The organism is Chitinophagales bacterium (genome assembly GCA_019694975.1).
Classification (GTDB): domain Bacteria; phylum Bacteroidota; class Bacteroidia; order Chitinophagales; family UBA10324; genus JACCZZ01.
Genome location: JAIBAY010000007.1, coordinates 49243 through 67874 on the forward strand (window position 1 = coordinate 49243; position 18632 = coordinate 67874).

The window sequence follows — 18632 nt, forward strand, 5'->3', positions numbered from 1 at the left end:
TTACCTTTCCAAAATCATTGTTTCTTTTATCAGCCAACCCGAATTTTGGTTCCTCACTTTGAACACAAAATTTCCAGTCATGAAAAGCGAAAAGAAGAAACTGACCTCTGCGTCGGGCATTCCATATACAGAACACGAAAACTCCTTAACAGCCGGTCCGCGCGGTCCCATCCTGCTGCAGGATTATATGCTTCATGAGAAGATGGCACACTTCAACCGGGAACGTATTCCTGAAAGAGTGGTACATGCTAAAGGCACCGGCGCATTCGGCAAGTTCACTGTCACCCATGATATCACGCGTTTTACAAGGGCGAAACTCTTCGATAAACCGGGCAAGGAAACAAAGGTGTTTGTCCGCTTCTCCACGGTGGGTGGTGAAAAAGGATCTGCTGATGCCGAACGTGATCCGCGTGGCTTCGCTGTAAAATTTTATACGGAAGACGGCAACTGGGATCTCGCCGGCAACAACACACCGGTCTTCTTTATCAAAGACCCGAAAAAATTCAGCGACTTCATCCATACCCAAAAAAGAGATACGAAAACAAATTGCAAGAGCCCAACGATGATGTGGGATTTCTGGTCGTTGAATCCTGAATGCATGCACCAGTTACTCATCCTCATGAGCGACCGCGGAACACCGCAGAGCTATCGTTTCATGCATGGATTCGGCAGCCATACTTTTTCATTCATCAACAACCGGCACGAAAAGTTTTGGGTGAAATTCCATTTCATCTCACAACAAGGCATTAAGAATTTCACGGATGCCGAAGCCGTGAACATGAAGGGTAAAGACCCTGACCATGCACAACGTGACCTGGTAACTGCGATTGAAAAAGGTGGTTTCCCAAGGTGGACCATGAAGGTGCAAATCATGACGGAACAGGAAGCAAAGAACTACCGGTGGAATCCTTTTGACGTCACCAAGGTTTGGCCGCATAAAGATTATCCGCTTGTGGATGTGGGCGTGCTCGAACTGAATGAGGTACCGGAAAACTATTTCCGCGATGTGGAACAAGTGGCATTCGCTCCGTCGAACGTAGTGGATGGTATCGGCTATTCACCGGATAAAATGCTGCAGGGCAGATTGCTGTCGTATCCCGATGCACAACGGTATCGCCTCGGTGTAAACTTCGAACAGATTCCAGTCAACCGCTGCCCTTATGAAGTCAACAACTATCACCGCGACGGACAGATGCGCATCGATGAAAATGGTGGTAGCACGGCCAACTACTGGCCCAACAGCTTTGATCCTTTGCCGGTTGATCATGATTACAAGCAATTACCCTTGCACCTCGACAGCACGCTGGCTGATTGGTACGACCGTAATGCACCCGGTGAAAACGATCATTATACGCAGCCGGGCATCCTGTTCCGCGCTGTATTGGACAATGAGCAGAAACTGCATACCATCAATAACATTGTGGTCGCCATGAAAGGCATCACCGGCCCGAAGAAAGAGGAAATCACGCATCGTATGCTGCACCACTGGTATATGGTCGATATAAACCTCGGATCTGCCATTGCAAAAGGGTTGGGCATGCACAATGCTCCGCTGGCTTTACCTGCAGAAAAAAAAGCGAACCTGGTTGTTGCTTAAATGTTGCGCCAGGTACGCAATGTCTGCCGGCATTTGCTGTAGCTTTCAACACCATACAGTGAGTGCCGGTAGCTCTTTTCAGCATGGAAACACAAGTTTCAATAGCACGAAGTGAATGCCTATTGCTTTTGCCGTCTTGAACTGTCGCTTGTCAACTTCATACAATAATCGCGTCTTCACCAGGCGCCACTCACTTCCCCAAGTCATAAACATCATCTCATGCACAACTTTCCTCATCATCATCAAAAAAAAAGCGGGCACGGCCCGCTCTTCATTAATAAATTCAATAAAGCTTACTTCATCCCACCCAACATTCCCAACGCTGATGTAATCGTAGCAGGGTCAAATCCGCTTTTAAAAATTTTCGGATCGAGGTTGGAAACAAGGGTAGATGCCATCGGCGCAATCTGCGAGATTGACGTTGCCTTCTTCAGGCTGTTCATCATATCCATTGGCGGCGTCCATCCGTTCAGGAATGAAGTGGACTTCAAACCACCTGCAAGCTGCACCACCGAAGTGCCTGCCGCAGCCATGTCGGTAACATTCATCGATTTCAGGCCACCGAGGTAGTCATCCAGCGATTTCTTAAAAGTTGGCGTAAACGCACTGGATTTGATGTTACCGGCCAGGTCAGACATGATGGTTCCAAAATTGGCCGAAGACACGGCCTGTCCTCCGATATTCTTTGCTGCATCCATTGGATTTTGCGCAGCTGCAATGCCGCTGATGAAAACCATCGCGAGCAGCAGGGAAACTATCTTTTTCATTTTGCTGATTTTTTTTCACAAAGATAATACACGGCACATGCAATTGCCGGTTTGATGAGTGGAACGGCAGAAAAAATATGTGGTTTGTCCACAATGCGAGTGAACAGATTAAGAATGCGGCTTGCAGCTTATGGTAGCAATCATCGCTTTTGCCTGATGAGGCGCCGGGCATTGTCCGAAGCACAAATCAACCCTGCACCCATCATAATTACATCTTTCAGAACTAATCTTCCGGCTGCGGATAAATAGGGAAAACCAAATTGCGGAGTGGGAAAGTCGCCGCCAAGGTTCGGCACAAACACCTCCGGTGTTGTGATCAAAAAAGTCAGCGTAACCATAGACATTCCAACGGTGAGCAGCGCTCCCGCCAGCCCCATTTTATTGTACCGGATACCTGACAGCGTCAGCAATCCAATCAGCACAATAACTGCACCCAGGCCATAAGCGAAAGTATAAGTTCCGTTTTCCTTATGCCATGCAATGTTTTTTGCTACCGTTTTCCCCTCCGGGTTTTTATACTGCTGATAATCCGGTGCAGGATGCGTGTAAAGGAAAGACATGAACGGACTGTTGGCAACAAACGGTACTATGCCGTCCGCTTCATACTGAAATGCTTTAAGTCCGCCAATCCACGCCATGACGATAAAAATGGATAGTCTCGTAAAATGGATAAACCATGATTGGCTTTCTGCCAGAAATTGGATAAGTGCTTTCACGGCATGAATTACTTTACAGGTTTAATGGAAATATGATTCCGGCTTTGCCTGATTCATGACAGTCATTGCCAGGCATGCATTTTAGTTCTTTAATAGTGTTTTCAACTCCATGTTGTTTTGTTGCCTGATCGTAACGAAGTAAATGCCCGGCGCATAACCGGAAATATCAAAGTCCATTGATTGCAACGCATCGTCAGCTGGTATGGAAAACTGTTGCATCACCTGTCCCATCGTGTTGGTGATGGTGATGGTAGTGGCTTCACCGAACTCACCGGAAAATTTCACCGTTTCCGCCGCCGGATTCGGACTCATCCGCCAGGGTATCGTATCGCCGATGATGACGGAATGGATAGCATCAGGATTGCACTTCACGAGATAGCATTCGCGTATTTTTTTGTCTTTCTTCAGCGTATCAAAATATTGAATCTTCAATGCCGCCAGCTCATCGCGGAGGTCATTCAGCACGCCCTGGTAATCGGGTTTGAATATCAGGTTGGTGGTTTCCAGCGGATCGGCATTGAGGTCGTACAACTCCTCGGTGAAATGATCGCACTGGCTTTTCACATATTTATAATCTTTGGTCACCACGCCGCGCATGGATGGGTTATCACTGTCCTCCACCGCATCACAGGTAGCATTTCCCAGCTTGATATTTTCAAACAGGAAAGCATCGCGTGTCACCTGCCCCGAGATAAGTTTCTGCAGCGAAGTGCCCTGCGGATGATAGCTTTCATAACTGACTTTCGCTGCGGCTAAAATGGTGGGCATGATGTCAATATTCAGGCAAAAGAAATTACCGTCCACCACGGTATTCGATGCATACCACGACGGATACCGGATGAATAGCGGCAGGTGAATGGATGGATCATACACCTTGCCCTTGCCTTTCAGCTCATGTTCGCCGTAATTGGCGCCATTGTCAGAAAGAAAAATAATCATCGTATTGTTGAGCAGGTTCCGGTTCTGCAGGATGTTGAAGATGTCGGTCACATTATCTTCCACCGCCAATATTCCTGCATAATAGTTTTTGTAATCCTTGATCAGTTCTTTGTCTTTGTCGTAGATATTGGTGCTGTCGCCATAAAGAAAGGATGGATACCAGGAAGTGAACTGGTAAAAGTTGCCAGGAATCGGCATGGTATCATTCTCAAAAATTCCATCATACTGTGGTAATGGAACCACGGGCCGGTGCGGCGACGGATGGCCAATGGTGACAAAAAACGGCGTATCTACTTCACTCAGGTATTGATGAACGGAATCATTAATGATATTTTCAACATGCCCCGTCATACTCAGTTCCGTATTGTTGAAGTAAAAAGTCGGATCCTCGTACTCAATCTTGCGTCCGGTGACAAACCAGTAATCCCAGCCATCCTGCTTCTTGGTGGTAATATGATATTTACCGATCATGCCCGTATGATATCCTTTCCCGTCTAATATCTCCGCCACGGTCTTGATGCTGGGCTTGATGAATGCACAATTATCCACGGCACCATGGCTGTGGGGATAAAGACCCGTCATCAGCGTGGCGCGCGCCGGAATGCATAAAGGATAAACACAGTAGAAATTATCAAACCTCGCTCCTTCATTGGCAATCCTATCGATGGACGGTGTATGCAGAAAAGACGGCCCGCCGGTCATGTTGAATGCATCATACCGCAGGTCATCGGCAATGATCATGATCACATTCGCGCGGCCGGTTTGTGCAGCAACCGGCAGGGCTGACAAAACCAAATACGGAAACAGGAGAAAAAAAACATACTTCATGAGTTGCATATTTCAGCAAATGTAGGAAGTCAGGCGCTAAGTATCAGCCACGAACCGCAAACGTCTCCGCTGACCCGAAAGAAAACATCCACCAGGCAGGTTGCTTAAAGCATGAAGCCAGCCGGGTGGATGCTGCAAAAGCACTATGAATATATCAACGAATCACCTGGAATTTCGCGGTAGCATGTGTGGGCCCGTCCTGTAACACCACGAAGTACATTCCTTCCTTCAGCGATGATACATCTACAAGTTGCCGGTCAAGGCCTGCCGTCCATGATTGTTGCAACAATGTTCTTCCTGATAAGTCAATAATTTGTATGGCAGCGTTTGCGCTCTGCAATGGCTGATGTTCCAGCATGATGAAATTGCTGGCCGGATTAGGATACACGGTCCATGCTGCGCCATCGGGTGAAGCGGGCGCAATGCCCACAATATAACTCGGCAGCAGCGTGCCGCCCTCATCGTGGTAACGCGCCACCCATTCCTGGTAATACTGATTGGCGATGCTTGCATTGTGCACCACGACGGTGTTTTCATCATTCTTTGTTTGCGCGGAAGTACTCCAGTTATGTGAACCGGTCAGCACAGCCGGATCCAGTCCGGGTGCATTGGCATCAACCAGCAGGTATTTATTATGCACGAGATAAGAGTGATTCGCTACAAACAAGGTACCCACCATGTCGCTTGCCAGGATGCTGTAAGCAAAGGAACCGTTGCTTGTATCGTCAATCACACCGCCGCCCCAGACGCCGGCACTGGTGCGGTCATCTATCGCATAAGAAATACTGAATCTTGTATCAGCGAATACACACAGTTCGAGATCATGATCGGCCGATGTGGCGGTGCGTTTGATGGCTGACTCTGTATCATCACTGGGGCTGAAGTACAATTCAACACGGTTACCTCCGATCACGAATTCCTTTGGTGTATTGTTAGACTTATCAGGGCCAAACAAGCCGCTCCACATCTCATTGAACTCCACGCCATAGGCCTTTGCAATACTTTGATCCTGGAAGATGATCACATTATTCGCATCCGAGTTAATCTGCTGATTGGTGAAGTTCATCGATCCAGTCCAGAGAAACACCTTGTCTGGGTCCGGGCTATTGGCATCCATGATCACAAACTTATTGTGCATGATGCCGTAATCAATGCCTGTGGGACTCAGTTTTTTATTGCCGGTGCCGATATTCAGCTGCGCCCATGCGGATGCGTCCATGTTATCGCCATCACCAATCACCCTCACATTTACACCACGGTTGTATGCCGCATTAATGGCATCCACGATACCATTGTTATTATCCATGTTGTAAATGGCAATATCCATCGTGTACACCGTTCGGTTCATGTATGCAATCAATGTATCATCGGCTGTCTGTGCCAGGTTAACGGCATTCGTCCCCTGCGCTACTGAATTATCTACCGAACGGGTGAAGTATGTTTTAATCACGCCCGATGAAAGCGACTGAGTAATCATGGTAGCCACAGCCGAATAAGAGGTGTCGCCTGTACTGCTTACGGACACTCCTTTCAAATAATAAAGTGTTGCCGGAGTTAAACCGGTTATGCTGATGGTATGATCAGTTACCAGTGATGCATAGCTCACTTCACTTCCTAAAGCAGGCGTTGTGCCGTAATAGATCACGGTAGTTCCCGGATTCAGTGTATTAAATGATACATCAAATGCCGTTGGTGTAATGTTACTCTGCGACAGTGCTGTGGTGAATACAGGAGGGTTGCCCGCGAGCACAAAATCATCGAGGTCGCGCGGTATAAGCTGATAGGTCGTTTGGTACTGACTCATAATGCCGACAATGTCGAGCGGTGTGGTTGGAATTGGAGTACCTGCTATATTGGAAGTGTGGATGGTGCGAACCTGCGCACTCGGTACACTTCCGTCAGTGGCGTCGTAGTTAACATCACTGCTGGCGGAAAAACTGCCTGTGCTGATAAAGGTGGAATTATTGAATCGCACGAGCCTGGATTCATAAGCTTCGGCATAGCCAGCGGCCATATTCACCACAAAGGGTTCCGGCAGTGCATTGCCGGAACTGATGACAGTATAACTGCTGACCGGATTTAATTCAATCAGGTTATTGTAAAAGTCTATCACACCGGTTATTTCAACACTGTCGCCACGCTGAACAGCGGCCAGCGAAGTTGAATAGGCAGCTATGCCTCCGGTAGGATCCTGCAGATAGCGTATTGTTCCCAGTTCACCTGCATTGGTCACAATGCCACGAACGGTAACGGTTGATCCTTCTGCCATCGTTCTGGCTGTGGAGATGGGGATTTCTGCCTGGGCAGCAACAAAAATGAAGAGGCAAAGAAAAACGGAGAGTAGCTTTTTTTCCATGGGAGTTTTAATGAGGGCGCAAAGATATTCAAGGTTAAAGAGATAACCAGATTAATTTCGGTTTATGGTAAGAAAGACCGGGCGATTGTTCGGGGAGAAGTTGCGAGTAGCGGGAGGGCGGGAATCAGCGCGGTGATCTTTGCATTATTTTCTGCCTGCAATCATTTCTGCTTATTCTACCAATAATTTCAGGTGTTGCTTTTCATGTATTGTTGCCACTTCAACCATGTATAAACCGGCTGCCAGCCATTCCGTATATTTCAGGACAGCTGTTCCTGCAGGAAAATTTTTTTTACTTACTAAAAATCCAGCCATGTTATAAAGCCGGACCGTCTTCTCTTCGTTCAGCAAATGACGGCTGAGCCGGATATAAAATATATCATGCGCCGGATTGGGAAAGCAGGAAGCGGAAGCAGTAACGGCGGATACACCGGGAACGCCCGTTAATGCTGCCTCCGTCACTTCAATTTGCTGATTCACCGGCACATTGATCAGCACGGTATCATTGCCCGCAGGAAAATGAACTCTTACACTGTCAATAACCGTCGCATCACCTAATCCAAAATGCGCAGTTAAACTGTTCTGTGAACAGTAACCGGACTGCGCCGTAATTTCTCTCATTTGCCAGACGGAATTTCCATTAATCGTGGCTTTCACTTTTACCCTTGCACCAATGGCTGATTTATTTGATTGCGTTCCGGCCAGTTCAATTTTGATCCAGTTGTTGCCGTTGCCATTGTTCATATAAAACAGATCAGGCGGATTGGTTCCGACGCCACTGTTCTTGCAGGTAGCAAACACGAGATCCATGAAACCATCATTGTTGGCATCGCCCCAGGCGCATCCATATGAGCATGGTGTAGTCAGATCATCAATACTGTTCAGATCCCGTTCGAAAACTCCGTTTCCATCGTTCAGGTATAAAAAATTAAGAATGGTTCCGTTGCAGAATCCATTACTCACGGCAAGATCAAGATCACCGTCGTTGTCATAATCGGCAAAGGATGAACTGAAGCTACAGCCGCCATCGGATACCGCATCACCACTTGAAATTTCAGTAAAGTTTCCGGCTCCATCATTGATGTATAACTGATTTTTTTGTGTGGCAAAAAATCCTGAATTGGCGGTGTAAACATCCAGGTCACCATCATTGTCAATGTCGCCCCAGCTCGCACTCATTGTGCTGCGGTTATCACTCACCAGCGGGCCGTTTGTAATTTTGGTAAACATTCCATCATCGTTGCGGTAGAGGTTATTTTCTTCCGAACTTTCATTTACAACATAGATATCAGGATCACCGTCATTGTCATAATCGGCCCAGGTTACTCCACGTGATGTCTGCGCATCATTTACAACAACACCAGCGGTGATTTTTGTGAAGCTCCCGTCACCGTTGTTATGAAATAAAAAATTATGAAAATCACCTTCGCTGTTACTCACATAAGCGTCTAACCATCCATCGTTATCATAGTCACCCCAGCTGGCTGTTTCAGAATATCCGTTACTGGTGCCTAATGCATTATTGCCCGCTTTCACAAAAGTGCCGTCACCATTGTTTACAAAATAGTAATCCACCTTATCATACCACGTAACAGCCAGCACATCAGGGTCACCGTCATTGTCGGCATCAGCAATCGTTGCACCATCATAAGGAGCAATCGTCGTTACGATGTCATCTCCGGAAACCTTGGTAAAACTACCGTCTCCGTTGTTGAGATAAAGAAAAGACACGCCGAAGGCAGAAGGGCCATTCGTGATAAAAATATCGTCCCATCCATCATTGTTCAGATCCGTAAAATTTACGCTGCGGCTGTCTCCTCCGGTCGTTACAACAGGACCGGCAGTCACAGCGGTAAATAATTGTCCATAGGATAAACAGTAATGAAAGATTATTGCTGTGGTGAGTATTCTTCTTTTCATGCTTTATTAATTTTCCACAAAACACGGCCGGATAAATGACAGGATTTGAAAAATGCGACGAAGCAGTGATGCTGGTTGACAGACAACCTTTTCATCAAAGACCTATTATTGACCGCTGTTAAATGGTTGTTTATCTTGCTAAAGCAGCTGTTGATCGCATTGCATCCGTTATTCACCAACTTACGCCGACCTTGCCAGCATGAAAAACCGCCTCGGGCTTCATTTGCTTTTCTGGGGGACTTACCTGTTCCTGAAAACCTATGTGGATGTATTTCTGATCAATTACTCGTATTTCAATCTTGCCTGGGAAATCCGTCTCGCTAAAGCTTTGCTGCCGGAAGCCATTCTGCTGTTGCCTAAAATACTCTTCGCCTATTTCCTGATGTACTATTTAATTCCCCGGATGGGAAAAGAAAGCAGGTGGCGGTTGACTGCAACAGTAACAGGCGTGATGGCACTCTCCCTACTGCTGTATCATGGACTGATGCAGGTGATCATCATGCCCATGATTCATCATGAAGTGCCTGAACAAAGCGCTGTTTCCGAAGGCATCTCGCGGTTCATCTGGCGCATGCTGGATATACTTACCGTGGCAGGAGCAGCCTGCACATTGTCGCTGATGCGCAAACAATTAAAGGATGCGAAACGTGAACAGCAGCTGATCAGGGAAAAACTGCAATCGGAATTAAATTTTTTACGGGCGCAGACCAATCCGCATTTTTTATTCAATACATTAAACAGCATTTATGCGCTGGCGAGAAAACAGGCGCCTGAAACCGCACAGGTGGTGATGCAATTGTCAAAATTGTTGCGTTACATGCTGCATGAATGCAAAGAAACTTTTGTGCCGCTTGACAGGGAATGGAAAGTGATTGAGGATTATATTGAGCTTGAAAAAATACGCTATGGTGTGCGCGTGGAAGTTACCTGTCAAACTTTCGTTTCCAACCTGCAGGCACCGGTTGCCCCATTGCTGCTGTTGCCGGTAGTTGAAAACGCATTCAAACACGGAGCAGGCAATAACCGTGGCAAAACAAATATTTCCATCCATCTCGAAGAACAAAAAGGCCGCCTTACTTTCGAAGTAAAAAACAATATAGAAGCAGAAAGTGAATACAAGGCCGCAGCAGCAGATTCAGGCATCGGGCTCAGCAATGTGAAACGGCAACTCGAATTGTTATATCCTGTTCATACCTTTGAATCTTCCGGGAACAATGGCATTTTTACCACGCTGCTAACCTTTCAATGGGATGACCAAACTGCATTGCCTGATCGTTGAAGATGAACCGCTGGCCGCAGAAGTGCTGACCGATTATGTGCGACAGGTTCCGTTCTTACATTTTTTGACCTGGTGCAGCGATGCGGTGCAGGCAATGCAGGTGCTTCGTGAACAACGGGTGGATGTAATTTTCCTCGACCTGCATCTGCCGGCCATCAAAGGGTTTGAATTACTGAAGACACTTACACACAAACCCCAAATCATCATCACCACGGCTTATCATGAATATGCATTGCAGGGTTATGAATGGCAGGTGACCGATTACCTTGTAAAGCCGGTTGAGTTCAGTCGCTTTTTGCAGGCGGCCAATAAACTGGTTGCACCGGTTGAGCCGCAACAACCTCTTTCAGGCTCCTTGGTAAATACTGCCGGACATATTTTTGTGACGGTTGATAAGAAGCACGTAAAAATCTTATTTGCGGAAATATTATTCATTGAAAGCCAGAAAGACTATTTAAAGCTTGTGATGAAAAACAAAACCTTGGTTATCCGTCAGACAATGTATGAGATGGAACAATTGCTTCCTGCCGGTCAGTTTATCCGCATTCACCGCTCTTACCTCATATCAAAAGATGCCGTAGAAAAGTGGGATGCTGCTGAAGTTGAAATAAGCGGCCAGACCTTGCCGATTGGAAGAAACTATCGCGGGCAGGTGCTGAAGCTGATGCGAGTCTGACATTTCAGCAATGACACCCGTGTTACCAAACGCACAAAATTCCTGAATGCAGGGATTGCTGAATTGTGCTGCCAGGGCCATCTGCGAAAACTGCGATTACTGCCGGAGATAACATGCTGCTGCAATCTTGCGCCGAAAGATCAAAAAGCGGATTGCTCCAATACAGAACCTGGAAAAAAGAGATTATCATAATTGATAAAGCACGTCTCATCGAATTTTTTTGCACCAACAAATAGAAACAAATCCGTGCAGGAGTATTGTTGACATGGGTTTAAGAATCATAGATGAAAGGTTAAGCCGGCAGGAATGGATACAAGCAGTAATAGCTGACAAAAAACAACTGCACCAAATGCATGCTCTGCCGGTTTAGCCTCTTCGCCGACCGGTTGATAATGATGCTTGCGCTTACTCAGCTGTAATAATATTTGAAACATAATCTACCTTGGCCACCTTAAACCGAATCAATACACCCACATGAATTTATCCAATCAAATCGCAAAAAACTACAGGGACGTTTATTACGGCGGCAACTGGACATGGGTCAACCTGAAAGATACGCTCGCGGGAATAACATGGGAGCAGGCAGTAGCGAAGGTGTATGATTTCAACACCATCGCTATGCTCGTTTACCATATGCACTACTATGTCCGCGTATCAGCAAAAGTATTGGAAGGCGGACCGCTTGATGGAAAGGACAGGGACAGTTTCGACGTACCAATCATCGGATCGCAGCAGGAATGGGAACAGTTGCTCCAAAACATGTGGAAGGACGTTGATCTTTACGCTGCGCTGATTGAACAATTGCCGGAGCAAAAACTATGGGAAACTTTTGTAGACGAGAAATATGGTAACTACTACCGGAACCTGCACGGAATAATTGAGCATGTTCATTATCACCTGGGTCAGATTGTACTGATTAAAAAAATCTTATTGCAAAGTAAAGTTTAAGGCGGAGACACGGGGGCGGTGTAAATACCTTAGCTTGCACTTCAGCAATAAATGAAATCACTTCCTCTTTTATTCCTGCTCCTTGTTTCAGCCGCTAAGTGCTTTGGGCAGTACCAGTTTATCTCTCCAAAGCCCGGAGCAAAAAGTCTCCCTGTGCAACACAACATCATCATCCGGCAGGGAAATGTTTTGCTGCATGCCGATTCGCAATTGTTTTCCATCACAGGCATTAAGAGCGGAAAGGTCCCTTTCAGGATGATTATCTGCGACGATAAAAAAACCCTCAACCTCAACCCTTTGCTTCCCTTTGCCACCAATGATACCATTACCGTGATTGCAGCCGAAGGTGCCGTTACCGTGGAAAACGCAGGAGCCATTCCTGTTTTGCAATTCACCTTTACAACCTCCAGCCAAAAGGCACTGGAAGAGCGGAGCGCAAATAGTCTTTGGGAAAATGAATGGGATGACGTAAATGAAATCGTGCAGAAAGATGCCGCAACCACCGATGATGATGACAGCCTTAAACTGTTTACCATTACCACCAACCTGCAGCCTTCTCCGGGCAGTATCTTCTTCGATTGCAAGCCTGCAACCGTTCTACCGGGCGACAGTGGCCTGCATGTGATAGGCATCATCCAAAACAATGGTGATTCCGTTTATCAGCAATCATTTACCGGCTTGCCTTATGATTTTCATTTGGGCGACAATGGTTATTTTATCACTTACCGGAGTGATCGTGGCTGTTACCATATGCTTGATTCCAACTTTCATGTGGTGGATTCTTTTGCCATTGTCAATGGATTTGCCATTGATCCTCATGACTGCCGGGTAACCGCTGATGGCTATGCATTTATCATCGGTGCGGAAGATCAGCCGGTAGGCGATGAAATGAGCCATGTTTACCGGGGTTCCGTAATCCAGGGATTCGACCCCCATCACAACATAATTTTCGAGTGGCGGAGCCTGGATTATGTTGATGTCAGCGAAGGCACGCACCTGAATGAGGATGCCAGCACGCTCGATTATGTGCACACCAATTCGATCGAGATGGATTTTGATGGTAATATGATCACCTCCAACCGCAATCTCGACCAGGTAAATAAGATTGATATCAATACCGGTGAATTCATCTGGCGAATGGGTGGTGTGAAGAATGAATTTACCTTCGTTAATGATCCCCAGAAATTTTCGCGCCAGCACGATTGCCGCCGCTTGCCCAATGGCAACATCACCCTGTATGACAATGGAAATTTCCATCCGCTGTCGCATTCTGCCGCGAAGGAATACAAACTGGATGAAGTGAATAAAACAGCTACCCTGGTGTGGAGCTATAAACGTCCCATGGTGGATGGCATCATTCCCTACTACCTTGCAATGGGAAATGTGCAGCGGCTGGCGAATGGAAATACATTTATCAACTGGGGCAAACGATACAACGCCAACCTGCCCAGCATGACAGAAGTTGACAGTGCCGGCAACATTGTTTGGGAAATGAAGCTGTCAGCCGATAAGCAATACATCGCTTACCGGGCGCATAAATACGACTGGAATCCCTGTGCGCGCCCTTCTGCCGATTCCATGAAGGTGCGGGATATTACAGGCCACAGTGCAAAGCTCTCCTGGGAATGCGTGGCCAATGCCAACCAGTTGTATGAAGTGCAATACAAAATTAAGGAGGCGACCACCTGGGCAACACAGACCGTTCTTGCATCTGCTGATTACCTGGTGCTTTCGTTCCTTCAACCTTCCACTACATACGACTGGCGTGTGAAATCATGGTGCGACACCGTGGCAAATACCGCTTCCGGGTTGAGCGAAACGAAATCTTTCACTACCGCTTCGGATGCTGACAATACCGTATTGCAGCTTTATCCGAATCCTGCACAAGACGAAGTGATCATTCAATCACCGGGAATGGAAACGGTGCAGGTTTTTAATATGCAGGGGCAGTTAATGAAGCAAGTTAACAACGCTCAAGGTGGCACATCAGCGATGGTGCTTTCGATCGCCGCTATACCATCCGGGTTATATCTTGTAGTAGCAGGCAATCATGATTACAGGGTGGCGGGTATGCTTTCTGTTGTGAAGTGATTAAAAAAATCTTTGCAGGTTCATGATTTCATTAATCAGGCAGGTGCATTATAATCTGCTGTTAATGATGCGGCAAAAAATCCAATACCCGGTAGGCAGTGATTTTTAAATTCCGAACCACGATCAGAGGATGTCTAGGAGGATTAAAAATCCTCTGCTCAATAAGTCCGGATTGAAATAAATCCGGACTAGCGTGGGGTCCTTATAATAACCGCTTTCCCTTCCTTGAATTACAACTCCTACACATAAGTGCAGCATTACTTAAAACACTTTTACCTCCTAATGCATAAGGTTTAATATGATCTATTGTAAAATTATCCCAGGTCAACTTCTCACCACATGATTTGCAATTCTTCGCTAATTCACTATTCCAAATTAACCTTCTTTGTTCGGTGTTGAATCCGCGTTTCTCATCTTTCCTTTCGAAGATGCCATTAAATAACTGTAAAAGAACCTGCGCTCTTCGATTTCTGGTAGTCGAACTATCGCTGTCCCCGCGTGTAGTAAATAGATAAGCTGCAAATAATTGTTGGTCTGGTTTTGCCCCTTTTGCTTTTGAAATTTGAGTTCTGAGTTCGTCGACCCCGTTTGACATCCATTCCAGCAATTTCTGCGCTTGCCAATTCCGATTTTTAACTGTTAAAATCATCTTGTCGTTGTTCAGTTGCCACACCATCATGAAAATTGAATACAATTCTGCGGAATTTCTAAACCGGGTTGAACGAATATTTGGAAAGAGCCTTTTAACAAGATTCAAGGTGGTGACAAACTCTCTACGGCATCTCTTTAATGACCGGTCATCAATAGTTTTACCACTGATAATCCTATCAAGAGCTGTTTTCTTATTCATTAATTGCTTTGTATGAAATGATGCCAATAATTCACAGATCAGCTCAATGTGCTTCATGCGTGATAAAAGGCCTGCCGATAACACCCTGTTTTCAAGAAAATATTTGTAATATCTGTTACCTAACTGCCCTGCAACTTTTAAAAACTGACTACTATAATACCGGGCATGCCTTTTTTCCTGGCCTGTAAGCCGCTTGCCAGTAGAATTAATCCTTACAAATAAATCAATTATATCAGTAAGGTCACCGCTGACTTCTACAGTTTGTAATTTATAACCGGTAATTTTATGCTCTCTCCTGGATCTTTTAAGCTGCTGCCAATCCCATAATCTATAATTTTCCTCATCACTGAAGCTATATTTAACCTGAAACCAATCTCTTTTAAACTGACGAATCCCAAGAAACATCAATATCGATTCAATTCTTTGTTTACCATCTAAAACATCATACTTTAACCTCCCTTTGTCATCCGCACTTTTATAAAGAAAAATAGATGGCACCGGATAGTTTTGCAACAATGATTGAATCAATTTCTTTCGATCGTTAAGCGACCACACTGATTGCCTTTGAAAACCAGGTTCTAGGTTTAACCTTCCTTGATTAAATAGTGAAACAAAATCTTGAACATCTTTGCTTCCATAATCAAAATCCAATGTCTTCATATAAGTAAAAGGATTTTAGTTGATTCAAGTTCTCTTATTTTTCTGGATATGGTACTGCGTTGCAGCTCGGTCTATTAATCCCGTTGGCGCGGATTTGTAATCACAAGGTACTGTCTTCATTTCCACTTTTATAACATTAGTCCTCGCTAATCACAAATCGAATTTCGTTGAATTGCTGCACAAAGCTGAAACTTAAAGAAGGGTTCGAACAGCAGTGATTTGTAATCCGTGTCTATTGAGCAAAGGGATTTTTAATCCCTTTTTTAAAAAGTATCGGCAATGATTTATACGCTCACTTGTTCGCCTCCTGCAATGCCCCGTTTGGCGCAAGCGTCCGCTTGTGCCTATAATCTGTAAGCGTCCGCTTACTATTAAAAGTAGGCAATTAAGATAACTTTTAATGGTCCCCTTTCACCGGCATAGTCTCTCGCACTGCTTTAAATCCAATCCTCCAGCTTACTCACAAATCCTGCTTCTACCGGATTGTAGTACTTATAATGCAGTGTATTGTCCGGCAGTTTATTTGTGTTCAACTCGATGGGTTCATTATTCTGCTGCCAGAATTGAAAGCCCCGGACTCGCCTCGTTTGCATACAAGCAATTGAGTGTGGTGAACGAGCGCGCTTCTCAATAACCACGCTCATCCCGGTGCGTTCATTGAAATAAATTCCGCCCAACTGACACGGCGGCGGCATAAAGTGATTGTTCGCTGATTAAAAGCGTTTCTCCGCAAAATGAGGAATCGGAAAATTGACAAGGTGCTCCTGATTCATAAAATGCAGCGCCTGAATACGGACAAGGCAAAATCGGCTACCAAATTTTTACTTGCCGCTTCAGCCTGAAAACTCTAATCACAGGCTGAAACTGGAATCCTTAACCGTTAAATTCTAATGCTGAACAATAAACTTAGTGGTCGCCGTGGTCGATCCACAACGGATAAGACAAATATATAAGCCGGGGGCAAGATCATCGGTGTTAAATTCAATCATCATTTTCCCTGGTTGGCTTACCGGCAGATCCTGTTTTTCTATGCTTACCTTACCTGTAACATCCATCACATAAAAGGAAACCGGCTGGGCTTCTGCATTCCAATATTCCACCGTGGCACTGCCATTTACCGGGTTTGGGTATATGTTCATTACCGCTGAGCTGACAGGAACCTCAGGTGTATCTCCGAGGCGACAGTTCTGCGTTTTCTTTTTCTTGGTGGCCCACGGTGTTTTGTCGTTCGTTAGATCGCAAACGGCCCGTACCGAGAAGCTGTATTGAATGTTGGGCTGTAACCCGCTAAAGAGGTAATTGTTTATATGTCCCTGGTTGCCGAGTTTGGTCCATGCAGATGCGGAGGAAATTTTATACCGTACCTCGTAGGTGCTGAACAGGTTCCCTTCCCAGGTAAGGTTGGCGCTGTTAGGTGCGCAGGAGGTAGTTACACTCAGCCCCGTGGGCTCGGTGATGGAGCATTGTGAAGGGATCTTCTTTGCGTAAGCTTGTGTTGAATTGGTTTGAAAGAAAAAAAGTGTTTCGAAGTTCGCCAGCGGAAGCATTGATCCATTATTGTACAGGTAATTAATGGGTCCTGTCACGGTCAATCCTGTTGCGCCTGCTTCAAGGGTGCCCGTTGCACTGATTAGCTGAAGCTGTCCACGAAACGCAAAGTTCGAAAAAGCTGATAACCCCACTTTTATTCCACCATTGGCACCCGGTGCCAGATCATGAATGTATGCATTGAGGGTTGACACTTTTACACCCTGTGGCGCCCATTGTTTTACACCGCTGCCATTCAGCCGTTGTGCGTAAATGTATGCCAAGCCATCCAGGGTTCTTCCGTCGAACCAACTCATAAAACATCCGCCTGCACCATCTGAAAGAAGAGCGGGTGAACTTTGTGTGCCCGCGGTATCGCAGACGATCAGTTCATTACTGCCCCATTGTTTAATTCCGTTTTTATTAAATTTTTGAGCGGCCAAACCTTCGCTGCCTCCTAAGCTGAATGCCCACGAAGCAATAAAATTGCTGTTCCCGTCGCTGATGAGACGAACAGCACCGTACAAGGCATTAACAGGATTCAGTATAATGCCGGCGGTATCAAGCTGCCGCGCTCCACTTGAATTGAGCCGTTGCATTCTTGCCTTGTGTTGTAGCCAATCGTGCCAGCAAATGATGTATCCATTATTCCCGTCGCTTACCGCTACCGGCGCCCGGTGGTCAGAATAAAAATTTCTTACAATGCTGCCCGCCGCACCCCACTGCTTGCTGCCGTTGAAGCTGATCTTTTGTGCCCGTATGCCTTCGGAACCTCCGCTTATCACACAACCGGCCGTTACAAAAACGCCGCTACCCGTATTTAACATCGATACTTCCGTCTGGCCAACGGACTGATCATAAACAAATGGTTGCACGCCGGAGCCGCTCCATAGCGCTGCACCGTTGGAATCGAAATGCTGGATCAGCACATTGAAGCCGCTGGCACCATCCTGCACGGCGACATAACAGCCACCTGATCCGTCTTCACGAATTCCCATCGGAAATTGGGAAGCGGACGCATTGTAGCATACAGCAATACCTGAACTGCCCCATTTCGCCTGTCCATTGTTATCAATACGGTTTATATAGGTATGGTTTTGGCCAGAGGAATTTTCAAGCTGGATCCAGGAATAAATTGCCCCATTGTTCCCATCCTTACAAAAAAAGAAACCGTTGTTCCAATTTTGATTTGGGTAGGCACTAAGAGCATTGTCAACCGATGGAATGGTGGACCATTGTGCATATAAAGAATTTCCGGAGTTTGAAAAAACCAACAGGGTAAAAAGAGTAGCGAGCCTGAGTTTCATTTTGAAAAGCTGTTTTAGTAAAGTGAGATGATGCAGTTTATGATCCATTAATATCAAAACTAAGGTGTTAACAGCAATTTCGCAATTTCAATGTGTATACGGCTATGATGGGTTAGTTAAAGGTGTAAAATCAATTCTTCGAAGTATGTCAACAGAAGATATGGGTATATT

General features: G+C 45.8%; 12 protein-coding genes. 5 read left to right on the plus strand and 7 right to left on the minus strand.

The window, feature by feature from the left end:
* Positions 1-79: 79 nt before the first annotated feature.
* On the plus strand, positions 80-1597 hold the full coding sequence (locus K1X61_12970) for a catalase (protein MBX7109556.1): 1518 nt from the start codon (positions 80-82) through the stop codon (positions 1595-1597).
* Positions 1598-1890: 293 nt separating this feature from the next.
* Here K1X61_12970 and K1X61_12975 read toward each other — a convergent pair whose 3' ends face one another.
* The 5 genes from K1X61_12975 to K1X61_12995 all read right to left on the minus strand — a co-directional run bounded on the left by K1X61_12975 (position 1891) and on the right by K1X61_12995 (position 9123).
* The gene (locus tag K1X61_12975; protein MBX7109557.1) at positions 1891-2364 is read right to left on the minus strand and encodes a hypothetical protein; all 474 of its coding nucleotides are present in this window, start codon (positions 2362-2364) and stop codon (positions 1891-1893) included.
* Positions 2365-2504: 140 nt separating this feature from the next.
* Positions 2505-3080 (minus strand): YkgB family protein, encoded by a 576-nt coding sequence (locus K1X61_12980; protein MBX7109558.1) that lies wholly within the window; start codon positions 3078-3080, stop codon positions 2505-2507.
* A gap of 81 nt (positions 3081-3161) precedes the next feature.
* On the minus strand, positions 3162-4847 hold the full coding sequence (locus K1X61_12985) for a sulfatase-like hydrolase/transferase (protein ID MBX7109559.1): 1686 nt from the start codon (positions 4845-4847) through the stop codon (positions 3162-3164).
* Between the two features lie 154 nt (positions 4848-5001).
* The gene (locus tag K1X61_12990) at positions 5002-7203 is read right to left on the minus strand and encodes a T9SS type A sorting domain-containing protein (protein ID MBX7109560.1); all 2202 of its coding nucleotides are present in this window, start codon (positions 7201-7203) and stop codon (positions 5002-5004) included.
* 171 nt (positions 7204-7374) lie between these two features.
* A complete protein-coding gene (locus K1X61_12995) occupies positions 7375-9123 on the minus strand; it encodes an FG-GAP-like repeat-containing protein (protein ID MBX7109561.1) in 1749 nt (582 codons plus the stop codon).
* Positions 9124-9322: 199 nt separating this feature from the next.
* Between K1X61_12995 and K1X61_13000 the strand changes: the two genes are divergently transcribed.
* From K1X61_13000 to K1X61_13015, 4 genes are all read left to right on the plus strand, one after another.
* Positions 9323-10402 carry a histidine kinase gene (locus K1X61_13000; GenBank protein MBX7109562.1) on the plus strand — a complete coding sequence of 360 codons (1080 nt, stop codon included), beginning with the start codon at positions 9323-9325 and terminating at the stop codon, positions 10400-10402.
* On the plus strand, positions 10374-11078 hold the full coding sequence (locus K1X61_13005; protein ID MBX7109563.1) for a LytTR family DNA-binding domain-containing protein: 705 nt from the start codon (positions 10374-10376) through the stop codon (positions 11076-11078). Before K1X61_13000 ends, K1X61_13005 begins: the two co-directional genes overlap by 29 nt.
* A gap of 474 nt (positions 11079-11552) precedes the next feature.
* Entirely contained in the window at positions 11553-12026 is a 474-nt protein-coding gene (locus K1X61_13010) for a DinB family protein (GenBank protein ID MBX7109564.1), read from the plus strand.
* A 51-nt stretch (positions 12027-12077) separates the two neighbouring features.
* Positions 12078-14117, plus strand: coding sequence for an aryl-sulfate sulfotransferase (locus K1X61_13015; GenBank protein MBX7109565.1), 2040 nt, complete (start codon positions 12078-12080; stop codon positions 14115-14117).
* 202 nt (positions 14118-14319) lie between these two features.
* Here K1X61_13015 and K1X61_13020 read toward each other — a convergent pair whose 3' ends face one another.
* Together K1X61_13020 and K1X61_13025 are read right to left on the minus strand one after the other, a co-directional pair.
* A complete protein-coding gene (locus K1X61_13020; GenBank protein ID MBX7109566.1) occupies positions 14320-15627 on the minus strand; it encodes a DUF262 domain-containing protein in 1308 nt (435 codons plus the stop codon).
* An 887-nt stretch (positions 15628-16514) separates the two neighbouring features.
* Positions 16515-18461, minus strand: coding sequence for a T9SS type A sorting domain-containing protein (locus K1X61_13025; GenBank protein ID MBX7109567.1), 1947 nt, complete (start codon positions 18459-18461; stop codon positions 16515-16517).
* Positions 18462-18632: the final 171 nt, after the last annotated feature.

Coding starts and splice junctions, on each gene's coding strand:
- K1X61_12970 (MBX7109556.1), top strand. CDS start 80: ATGAAAAGCGAAAAGAAGAAACTGACCTCTGCGTCGGGCATTCCATAT.
- K1X61_12975 (MBX7109557.1), bottom strand. CDS start 2,364: ATGAAAAAGATAGTTTCCCTGCTGCTCGCGATGGTTTTCATCAGCGGC.
- K1X61_12985 (MBX7109559.1), bottom strand. CDS start 4,847: ATGAAGTATGTTTTTTTTCTCCTGTTTCCGTATTTGGTTTTGTCAGCC.
- K1X61_12990 (MBX7109560.1), bottom strand. CDS start 7,203: ATGGAAAAAAAGCTACTCTCCGTTTTTCTTTGCCTCTTCATTTTTGTT.
- K1X61_12995 (MBX7109561.1), bottom strand. CDS start 9,123: ATGAAAAGAAGAATACTCACCACAGCAATAATCTTTCATTACTGTTTA.
- K1X61_13000 (MBX7109562.1), top strand. CDS start 9,323: ATGAAAAACCGCCTCGGGCTTCATTTGCTTTTCTGGGGGACTTACCTG.
- K1X61_13005 (MBX7109563.1), top strand. CDS start 10,374: ATGACCAAACTGCATTGCCTGATCGTTGAAGATGAACCGCTGGCCGCA.
- K1X61_13010 (MBX7109564.1), top strand. CDS start 11,553: ATGAATTTATCCAATCAAATCGCAAAAAACTACAGGGACGTTTATTAC.
- K1X61_13015 (MBX7109565.1), top strand. CDS start 12,078: ATGAAATCACTTCCTCTTTTATTCCTGCTCCTTGTTTCAGCCGCTAAG.
- K1X61_13020 (MBX7109566.1), bottom strand. CDS start 15,627: ATGAAGACATTGGATTTTGATTATGGAAGCAAAGATGTTCAAGATTTT.
- K1X61_13025 (MBX7109567.1), bottom strand. CDS start 18,461: ATGAAACTCAGGCTCGCTACTCTTTTTACCCTGTTGGTTTTTTCAAAC.